Below are 9,041 nucleotides of genomic sequence, written 5' to 3' on the forward strand. Positions count from 1 at the left end.
ATGGGCCTGTTCTCCCGGAAGCAAGAACCGCCGCGCTACTTCAGTGCCTGCAACTTGAAGCCGGGGCCGGAGGGCTACGGGGCCGCCGGACTCGACGCCAAGGGCCGGATTGTCTGGCAACAGCCCATGCCGGCACGGGGCCACACGCTCGAGCTCAGCCCGGACGGCAGGCTCTGCGCCATCATCGACCGCAAGCCCGGTGCCGCCATCACCTTTTGCCGTGCCGCGGACGGCGCGCTGCTGAACCGGATAGCCGCGCCGGAGGGCAGCAGCTTCGACGGCCATGCGGTCTTCAACCGCGCCGGCACCCTGCTCTACGCGACCGAGAGCCGCGACGGCGACCAGGCCGGCAGCATCGCCGTCTTCAACGTCGCGGATGGGATGCCGGTCGCCACCTTCCCGACCCAGGGCATCGAGCCGCATGAACTGATCTGGGCGGAACCGGACCGCAGTCTGGCGATCGGCAACGGCGGTATCCGCGACAAGCTGGCGATGGAAGCCGAGATCGAATCCAGCCTGGTGCTGCTGGATGCGCGGGACGGCGCGCTGCTCGCCAAGCACGCGCTTGACGAGGACCTGATCTCGCTCTCGATCCGCCACCTGGCGCAAAGTGCGGCCGGCGAGATCGTCTTCGTCATGCAGGACCAGGATGCCGCGACCGACTGGCGGCCGATGGCCGGCCTGCTCACCCGCGGCGGCACGATCGAGTTTCTGGAACTGCCGCTGGGCGACCTGATGCGGCTGCGCGGCTATTGCGGCAGCGCCGCCATCGACTGCAGCGGCAGCATCGCCGCCGCCAGTTCGCCGCATGGCGGCGTCGCCGCCTTATGGCATCTGCCCGACCGACGTTATCTCGGCTGCGTCGAATTGCGCGACGGCTGCGGCATCGTCGCCGATGGAGCGCACGGCAGCTTCGTTTTCACCTCGGGTGCCGGCATGCGCATCCGGGTCACGGCCACGCCGAAAGGAGTTGCTTCAAGCCTGCTCGAGCAGTCCGCCAATCACCTGCCGCAATGGGACAACCACCTTACGGCTAGTAGCCGCGCGACGGATCGACCGGATTGAGCAGCGGCTTGCCGGCCAGCGCGCGGCGGTAGTTTTCCAGGATATCCTCGGCCCCGGTGCCGGCACGGGTGATGGCCGCGACATGCGGCGTGATCACGATGTCCTTGCGGCGCCAGAAGACATGGTCCGGCGGCAGCGGCTCCTCGCGAAAGACGTCGAGCAGCGCATACGCCAGCTTGCCGGAATCGAGTGCAGCGAGGAGATCGGCATCGTTGGTGTGCCCGCCGCGCCCGGCATTCACCAGGATGGCGCCGTCGGTAAGGCCGGCGAAGAGCTTCGCGTCGAGAATGCCCTCGGTGTCGTTGGTCAAAGGCAGCAGGCAGATCATCAATTTCAACGGGGCGAGGAAATCGCCGAGCTGCCCAGCACCGTGGAATGCGCGGACGCCGGCCACGGTCTTCGCCGTGCGGCTCCATCCGGAGACCGGGAAGCCGAGGCCCACCAGCTTCTCCGCTGTCGCGACGCCCAAGGTGCCGAGGCCCAAAATGCCGACCGGGAAATCGCGCGCCCAGCGCAGCGGCAGGTCGATCCATTTGCCCTCGCGCTGCGCCGCGCGAAGCTCCCGGCCCTGGCGCAAGGCATCGAGCACCCAGTAGACCAGATACTCGACCATATTGGCCGAAAGCCCCTGGTCGACCATCCGCGCGATCGGGACGCCAGGCGGAAACTTGCTCTTGAGCAGATGGTTGACGCCGGCCCAGGTCGATTGGATCGCCCTTGCGTTCTTGAAGATCGAGAGATCCCCCGGCGAGCGCCCGCCGACGATGATGAAATCGACTTTGTCAGGATCGCCCCAATCCGGCCAGGTGGCGAAATCCAGCTTGGGATCGAGGGCGCGAAGGCTGCCGATCCAGGCTTCCGACTCCGCGGGATCCGCCGCGTATAGGATCGTCATCGAGACTCCAGGGCGCCGAAGTTGACACCTGCACGCTGGGCGGGCTTCACTGCCCACACAACAGTGTCAGGAAGATCATGTCTAGCGCGCAGGCCATCGGTCATGCAACCCAAGGGGACGCAACACCGGCCATCCCGGAACCGGTTCGGGCCACTTGGGAAACGCAACAACAGCTCCCGAAAGTGGCCTACGGCCAGGGCTGCTATGTCTTCGACCAGGACGGCAAGCGCTATATCGATGGTTCCGGCGGGCCTGCCGTCTTTGCCCTGGGGCATTCCCATCCCGAGGTGAATGCCGCGATCAAGGACCAGCTCGACCGCATCGCCCATGGCTACCGCTACACTTTCAGCAGCGATCCGCTGGAGGAGCTGACCGCGATGATCGCAGAGTCGTGTGGCGGCGGATTGAAGCACATGACCTTCTGCTCCAGCGGCTCCGAGGCGATCGAATCCTGCCTGAAGATCGCGCTGCAGTATCACGCCGCCTTGGGCAAGCCCGAGCGCTGCCGCTTCATCGCCCGCGAGCGCTCCTGGCACGGCAACACGCTGGGTGCGCTCTCCATCTCCGGCTTCCTGGACCGCCGCGCCGCTTTCGAAGGCGCGCTCGCTCCCGCCAGCCTGATCTCGCCCGCCAATGTCTATCGCCCGCCGGAGGGTGTGTTCCCGGAAGACGTCGCGGCCTTCTGCGCCCGGGAGCTGGAGAACGAGATCCTGCGGCTCGGCGCCGACAAGGTGGCGGCCTTCATCTTCGAGCCGGTGGTCGGTGCGGCGGGCGGCTGCGTCCCCGCCCCGCCCGGCTATGCCAAGCGGGTGCGCGAGATCTGCGACCGCCATGGCGTCCTGCTGATCGCCGACGAGGTGATGTGCGGCGCCGGCCGCACCGGCACCTGGCGCGCGCTGCAGCATGACGGCGTCGAGCCGGACATCATGGCGGTCGCCAAGGGCCTGGCCGGCGGCTATGTGCCGCTCTCGGCCGCGATCTACCACGAGCGCCTGCGCGGCCCGATGTATGAGCGCTTCGGCGGTCTGCTCACCGGCCATACCTTCAGCGGCCATACGCTGGGCTGCGCCGCCGGCGTCGCGGTGCAGAAGATCGTGCGCCGCGACAACCTGCTCGAGAAGGTGCGTGAGAACGGGCTGCTGCTGAAGCGGATGCTGAGCGACGCATTGGGCGACCGCCCCTATGTCGGCGACATCCGCGGCCGCGGCTATTTCCTCTGCGTCGAGCTGGTCAAGGATCGCGCCACCAAGGAACCCTACCCGCGCGACCGCATGCTCTATCAGAAGGTGACGCGCCAGACCTTCGAGAACGGGCTCATCTGCTATCCGGTCGGCGGCAACGTGGACGGCAAGCGCGGCGATATCGTGATCCTCTCGCCGCCCTACATCGCCACGCAGGAAGAGCTGGTGGAGATCGTCGAGAAGCTGGCCAAGAGCCTCGGCCAAGTGATGGCGAGCGTCGGATGACGGCTGCGAAATCCTCCGGCAAGTCCGCCGGCGCCAACGTCGTCGCCTTCATCTTCGCGCGCGGTGGCTCCAAGGGTGTACCGCGCAAGAACCTCCGGCCGCTGGGCGGCGTCTCGCTGCTCGCCCGCGCCATCCGCTGCGCCAAGGCGGTGCCGGCGATCAAGCGGGTCGTGGTCTCGACCGACGACCAGGAGATCGCCGATGCCGGCCGGGCCGAGGGCGCCGAGGTGCCGTTCCTGCGTCCCCCGGAGCTCGCCTCGGACACCGCGCGCGAGTGGCAGGCCTGGCGTCATGCGGTGGAGTTCATCGAGAACCAGCCCGGCGCCAAGCCGATCGACATCTTCGTCTCGGTGCCGACGGTCTGCCCGTTGCGCAACGAGCATGATGTCGCCCGCGCGATCGCGCTCTACCGCAAGGGCAATGCGGATATCGTCTTCTCGGTGACGCCGTCGCACGCCAATCCCTATTACAACATGGTCGAGCTCGCCCCGACCGGCGAGGCCTCGCTCACCAAGCCGCCCGAGGCGGTGGTGCATGGTCGGCAGAAGGCGCCGACCGTCTACGACATCGTCGCCGGGGTCTATGTGACCAGTCCGGCCTATATCCGGGAATCGGAGAGCATCTGGGGCGGTCGCAACGCCACGATCGAGATCCCGCGCGAGCGTGCGGTCGATATCGACACCGAGATGGACTTCCGCCTGGCGGAGTTCCTGCTGCAGCAGGGCGGCCGGCCATGAGGGTCGGCGATCGCTTCGAGGTCCGCCCCGCCCGCCCGGACGACACCGAGGAGATCGCCCGCATCCATGTCGAAGCCTGGCGCGATGCCTATGCGGCACTGCTGCCTGCCGACTACCTCGCGCGACTCAACCCGAAGATCGAGGCGGCGCGTTGGAGCCGCACCAGCCGGGTGGAAAGCACCCTGGTCGCCGATGCGCAGGGCGAGGTCGCCGGCTATGCGATCATCGGCTCGGCGCGCGGTCGCCGCGGGCCGGGCTGCGGCGAGGTCTACGCGCTCTACGTCGAGACCGACTGGCGCGAGCAGGGCGTCGGCCGCGCGCTGATCGAAGCCGCGTTCGACGCCTTCCGCCGCCGCGGGATGACCGAGGCGGTCATCTGGTGCCTGGAAGGCAACTTCGCCGCCCGTGGCTTCTATGAGCGCTGCGGCGGCCGGCGGCTTTCGGAGAGTCGCCTGGAGGACGTGGCCGGAATGCCGCTGCCCACCCTCGGCTATCATTGGACGCTGGCGCGATGATCAAGCGCGCCCTCCTGGTCGGCTCCGGCAGCATCGGGCGGCGCCACCTGCAGGTGATCCGCGAGACCCTGCCGCAGGTTCTGGTCACGCTGATGCGCCAGCCCAATCCGCCCGAGCTGGAAGCCTCGGTCGCGACGCAATTCGATCGGGTGGTCAGCGATCTGGCCGCAGCGATCAACCCCAAGCCGGACTTCGCCGTCATCGCCAGTCCGGCGCCGACCCATGTCGGCTTTGCCCGCAGGCTCGTGGAGGCGGGCATTCCCATGCTGCTGGAGAAGCCGGTCTCGGACCGGCTGGACGGCTGCGCCGAGCTCGCCGCGCTCTGCAGGTCCAAGCGCCTGCCGGTGCTGGTCGGATATACCTTGCGCTATCACCCCGGCTTCCAGACCTTGGCCGAGCGGGTCGCCGCCGGCGCGATCGGGCGGCCGCTCTCGGTCCGTGCCGAGGTCGGGCAATACCTCCCCGACTGGCGACCCGGCATGGATTATCGACACACGGTCTCGGCGCAGCGGGCGCTCGGTGGCGGCGCCTTGCTCGAGCTCAGCCATGAGATTGACCTTGTCCGTGCGCTGTTCGGCATGCCAGTCTCGGTGGTCGCGAGCCTTGACCGGCTGGGGGATCTCGAGATCGACGTCGAGGACACGGTCGAGATGGTCTTGCATCACAATCGCGGCGGGGAGCGCATGGTCGCGAGCATTCATCTCGATCTGCTGCAGCGGCCGGCGCGGCGCAATTTCACCGTGGTCGGAACCGAGGCAACCTTGGAGCTGGATTTCATTGCGGGACAGCTGACGCTGCATCACCGCGACGGCGATAGCCTCATCCCGTTTCCGGCGGTCGCGCACCGCAATCAGCTCTACAGCGCTGAATTGACGGACCTGCTGGCAGCGATGCAATCGGGGCATCCGCCGCGCGTGGGCTTGGAAGACGGGATCGAGACGCTGCAGATCATCGAGGCGGCGCGGCAATCGGCATCGGCCGGACAACCCGTTGCACTGGACGCCGCGTGACGGCAGCGCGGCGCGGGGTGTTGCAGGTTCCATGACCCGCCTCTCGGAACTCATGAATCTCGATGGGCGGGTTGCGCTGGTGACCGGCGGCACCGGACATCTCGGACGCGTCATGGTTGCAACTTTGGTTGAGATGGGCGCGCGGGTCGCGGTGCATGGCCTCCAGCCGGACGAGGCCGAAAAGGTGGCCGATGCGCATGGCAAGGCTTGCGCGCCCTTCCCCGCCGATCTCGCCGACCAAGCCGCCGTGGTCGCCCTGCCCGATGCGGTCAAGGCGAAATTCGGCCGGCTCGACATCCTGATCAACAATGCCGCCTTCGTCGGCACCAGCGCGCTCAAGGGCTGGGCGGTGCCGTTCCAGCAGCAGTCGGTCGAGACCTGGCGCCGCGCCATCGACGTCAACCTCACCGCCGTCTTCGCGCTGACCCAGGCCGCGGCCTTGCTGCTGGCGGAATCCGGCTGCGGCAGCGTCATCAACATCGCCTCGATCTATGGACTGGTCGGTCCGGACCTCAGTCTCTACAGCGGGACCGCGCTCGGCAATCCCGCCGCCTACGCGGCCAGCAAGGGCGGCCTCATCCAGCTCACCCGCTGGCTTGCGACCAGCCTCGCGCCGAGAGTGCGGGTGAACGCGCTGACGCCGGGCGGCATCGCCCGCGGGCAGCCGCCGGAGTTCGTCGAGCGCTACGTCGCCCGCACGCCACTCGGGCGCATGGGCCGCGAGAACGACATGATCGGCGCCGTCGCCTACCTCGCCAGCGATCTCTCCGCCTACGTGACCGGCCAGAACATCGTGGTCGATGGCGGCTGGACCGCCTGGTAGCCGCTACGCCGCTTCCTTCGCCTGCATCAGCCGCGTGAGGTGCGAGCCCCGCGCCAGCAGGAAGCGCCGGAGCCGCGCGTCATAGTCGGCGGCGACCGCGGCCTTGACCGAGGCCCGCACCGCCAGCGATCCGCGCCAGCGCGCCAACCGCTCCAACCCCGCTAGGATCTCGAAATCCGCGATCCGGTCGAAGGCGTCGAAATAGCGGAAGACCGGCGCGAACGCGGCATCGACCAGAGAGAAATCCGCGCCGTCGAACCAGGGCTCGGCCACCAGTCGCCGCTCCAGCCAGGCGAGGCGCTCGGCGAGTTGCTTCCTTTTCACGTCGAAGACCGTCGCATCCGGCGCCGAATAGAATGCCCAGATGTCGTTCAGGATGGCCGAGCCGAACTCGATCAGGCTGCGGTGCTCGGCGCGGCGCAAGGCATCCGCCGGATGCAGCGGTTTGGGCTGGGTGTCTTCCAGGTATTCCAGGATCACCGCGGATTCGAAGATCGCCGTCGCGCCCACCTGCAGCACCGGCGTCTTGCCGAGCGGCGAGAGCGCCTTGAACCAGTCGGGCTTGTTCGCGAGATCCACAGTGACGCGGTCATAGGCGACGCCCTTCTCCACCAGCGCGATCGCCGCGCGCTGGACATAGGGGCAGAGGTGGTGGCTGACCAAGGTGAGGCGTTCCATGGCGGGTCTCCCGTTTCATGCAATTGCATCTATTTAATGCAGCTGCATCGATCGGTCAATCTTGATGCAGATGCATCTATGTGATAGATCCCATGCGCATGAAGCATGAGCCTTCCGACGCGGCGGTGACCGCCTGGGCCCGCCTGGTCCGGGCCGGGCAAAGCGTGCTGGAGAAGATCGAGGCCGAGCTCAAGGCCGCCGACCTCCCCCCGCTCTCCTGGTACGACGTGCTGCTGGAGCTCAGCCGCACCGCCGACGGCCGGCTGCGCCCGCTGGAACTCGAGCAGCGCACCCTGCTTGCGCAATACAACGCCTCGCGGCTGATCGATCGGATGGTGAAAGCCGGCCTGGTCGAGCGCCTGCCGCATCCCGAGGACGGGCGTGGCCAACTGGTCGTGATCACCGCCGAGGGACGTGCGATGCAGAAGCGCGTCTGGAAGGTCTATGGCCCGGCAATCGAGCGCCATGTCGGCGCGAAGCTGCGCCCTGCGGAAGCCGTCGAGCTCGCCCGTCTTCTTCAGAAGCTGATTGCATAGCTGGCGCCTGAGCCCCGCTTCTCATGCATGAAAAATTTTCGCTGTCCGGGTCCTGTCCGTGTTGCAGGTGCAGCAATCCTTTCTGCGACAATGGGTTGCGCGGTCACGATTTCGCGGCGCTCCGGGCCAGGCCCGCTCGCCCAATGTGCCTGCCGGCGCCGCGTTCACGATGTCAAACAGCGAGCTACTTATAGCACAGAGAGCGCCGCTTGTCCGTCGCGGCGATGGCGCGGCAATGGAGCGAGAATTCCAGCCGACCCCCAATCGCTCAGGGGATCTGCTCGACCTTGTCGCTGACATGCACGGCGAGGCGCCGCTCGCGGTAGAAGACGAAGAGGCCGCTGGCGATCAGGATCGCGTTGCCGAGGATGATGCGCGGCGTCGGCTCGTGCTGCCACCAGATCCAGCCGAACAGGCCGGCCCAGAAGATCGCCGAATATTGGAACGGCGCCAGCAGCGAGGCCGGCGCCAAAGCAAGCGCCCGGGCGATCAGCAGGAAGCAGCCGGCGGCGACGATGCCGAGGATCAGCATCAGCCCGAAATCCGTCACCGTGGGCGCGACCCAGCCCAGCGGGCAGAGGATCGCGCCGACAATCCCGCCGACCATGAACTGCGACACCACCAGGGAGAAAGGATGGTTGTCGCGCAGCTGCCGGGTCATGGCCAGGGAGACGCCGAAGCTCGCGGCGCCGATCAGGGCGATGACCGAGCCGAGCAGCACATCGCCCGACGCTTCCTCGCTGCCCGGCGCCAGCGCGATCACCACGCCGACGAAGCCGACGATGACCGCGCTCCAGCGATAGGGCCCGACTCGCTCGCCGAGGAACAGGCCGGAGATCGCGGTCACGATGATCGGCGCCGACATATAGAAGGTCATCACATCGATGAGCGGCAGATGCCAGGTCGCGAAATAGAAGCAGTAGCTGTCGCCGGTCTGCAGCCCGATGCGGATCGCATGCACCCACCAGGGACCTTTGAGCCGGAAGCTCACGCGCATCACCAGCATGATCGGCACCAGCACCGCGACGGCGCCGAGCCCGCGCACGAACAGCAGCTGGGCGACGCTGTAGTCGCCCACCAGGTATTTGCCGAGCGCGTCGTTCAGGGCGAAAAACGCCACCCCGGCCAGGTAGCAGAGGATGCCGAGACTATGGCGTGCGAAAACGGGATTGGCGGACATGGTTGGGATTGAGCGGCCCGACACATAGGTAACAGATCGTACCGGACACATAGGTAACACTTTCCCCGGTTTTTTGGGGGGTGTCGATGCCTTGGAAGGAGTGTTCGGTCGTGGACGAGCGTCTCAGGTTTGTCGC

General features: G+C 67.3%; 10 protein-coding genes. 7 read left to right on the plus strand and 3 right to left on the minus strand.

Annotated features, from left to right (window positions below; all coding sequences use genetic code 11):
* Positions 1 to 1,065: a DUF1513 domain-containing protein gene (locus ACH2CY_RS25915; RefSeq protein ID WP_395022778.1), complete on the plus strand. Its 1,065-nt coding sequence runs from the start codon at positions 1 to 3 to the stop codon at positions 1,063 to 1,065.
* Here ACH2CY_RS25915 and ACH2CY_RS25920 read toward each other — a convergent pair.
* Entirely contained in the window at positions 1,034 to 1,960 is a 927-nt protein-coding gene (locus ACH2CY_RS25920) for a 2-hydroxyacid dehydrogenase (RefSeq protein WP_395022779.1), read from the minus strand. The genes ACH2CY_RS25915 and ACH2CY_RS25920 overlap by 32 nt on opposite strands.
* A 77-nt stretch (positions 1,961 to 2,037) precedes the next feature.
* Between ACH2CY_RS25920 and ACH2CY_RS25925 the strand changes: the two genes are divergently transcribed.
* Genes ACH2CY_RS25925 through ACH2CY_RS25945 form a run of 5 tightly spaced genes read left to right on the plus strand, consistent with a single transcriptional unit; the run spans position 2,038 to position 6,511 of the window.
* A complete protein-coding gene (locus tag ACH2CY_RS25925) occupies positions 2,038 to 3,426 on the plus strand; it encodes an aspartate aminotransferase family protein (protein WP_395022780.1) in 1,389 nt (462 codons plus the stop codon).
* Positions 3,423 to 4,163: an acylneuraminate cytidylyltransferase family protein gene (locus ACH2CY_RS25930; RefSeq protein WP_395022782.1), complete on the plus strand. Its 741-nt coding sequence runs from the start codon at positions 3,423 to 3,425 to the stop codon at positions 4,161 to 4,163. Before ACH2CY_RS25925 ends, ACH2CY_RS25930 begins: the two co-directional genes overlap by 4 nt.
* Entirely contained in the window at positions 4,160 to 4,678 is a 519-nt protein-coding gene (locus ACH2CY_RS25935; protein ID WP_395022783.1) for a GNAT family N-acetyltransferase, read from the plus strand. Before ACH2CY_RS25930 ends, ACH2CY_RS25935 begins: the two co-directional genes overlap by 4 nt.
* Positions 4,675 to 5,688, plus strand: a complete 1,014-nt coding sequence (locus tag ACH2CY_RS25940) for a Gfo/Idh/MocA family protein (protein WP_395022784.1) — start codon at positions 4,675 to 4,677, stop codon at positions 5,686 to 5,688. Before ACH2CY_RS25935 ends, ACH2CY_RS25940 begins: the two co-directional genes overlap by 4 nt.
* A 31-nt stretch (positions 5,689 to 5,719) precedes the next feature.
* On the plus strand, positions 5,720 to 6,511 hold the full coding sequence (locus tag ACH2CY_RS25945; protein ID WP_395022785.1) for an SDR family oxidoreductase: 792 nt from the start codon (positions 5,720 to 5,722) through the stop codon (positions 6,509 to 6,511).
* A gap of 3 nt (positions 6,512 to 6,514) precedes the next feature.
* Here the strand turns inward: ACH2CY_RS25945 and ACH2CY_RS25950 are convergent, their stop codons facing one another.
* Entirely contained in the window at positions 6,515 to 7,189 is a 675-nt protein-coding gene (locus tag ACH2CY_RS25950) for a glutathione S-transferase family protein (protein ID WP_395022786.1), read from the minus strand.
* A 92-nt stretch (positions 7,190 to 7,281) separates the two neighbouring features.
* Between ACH2CY_RS25950 and ACH2CY_RS25955 the strand changes: the two genes are divergently transcribed.
* On the plus strand, positions 7,282 to 7,725 hold the full coding sequence (locus ACH2CY_RS25955; RefSeq protein ID WP_395022788.1) for a MarR family winged helix-turn-helix transcriptional regulator: 444 nt from the start codon (positions 7,282 to 7,284) through the stop codon (positions 7,723 to 7,725).
* 268 nt (positions 7,726 to 7,993) lie between these two features.
* On the opposite strand, the gene ACH2CY_RS25960 is transcribed toward ACH2CY_RS25955, so the two are convergent.
* A complete protein-coding gene (locus ACH2CY_RS25960) occupies positions 7,994 to 8,905 on the minus strand; it encodes a DMT family transporter (protein WP_395022789.1) in 912 nt (303 codons plus the stop codon).
* Between the last annotated feature and the right edge of the window lie 136 nt (positions 8,906 to 9,041).

This window comes from Dongia sp. (assembly GCF_041905885.1).
Classification (GTDB): domain Bacteria; phylum Pseudomonadota; class Alphaproteobacteria; order Dongiales; family Dongiaceae; genus Dongia.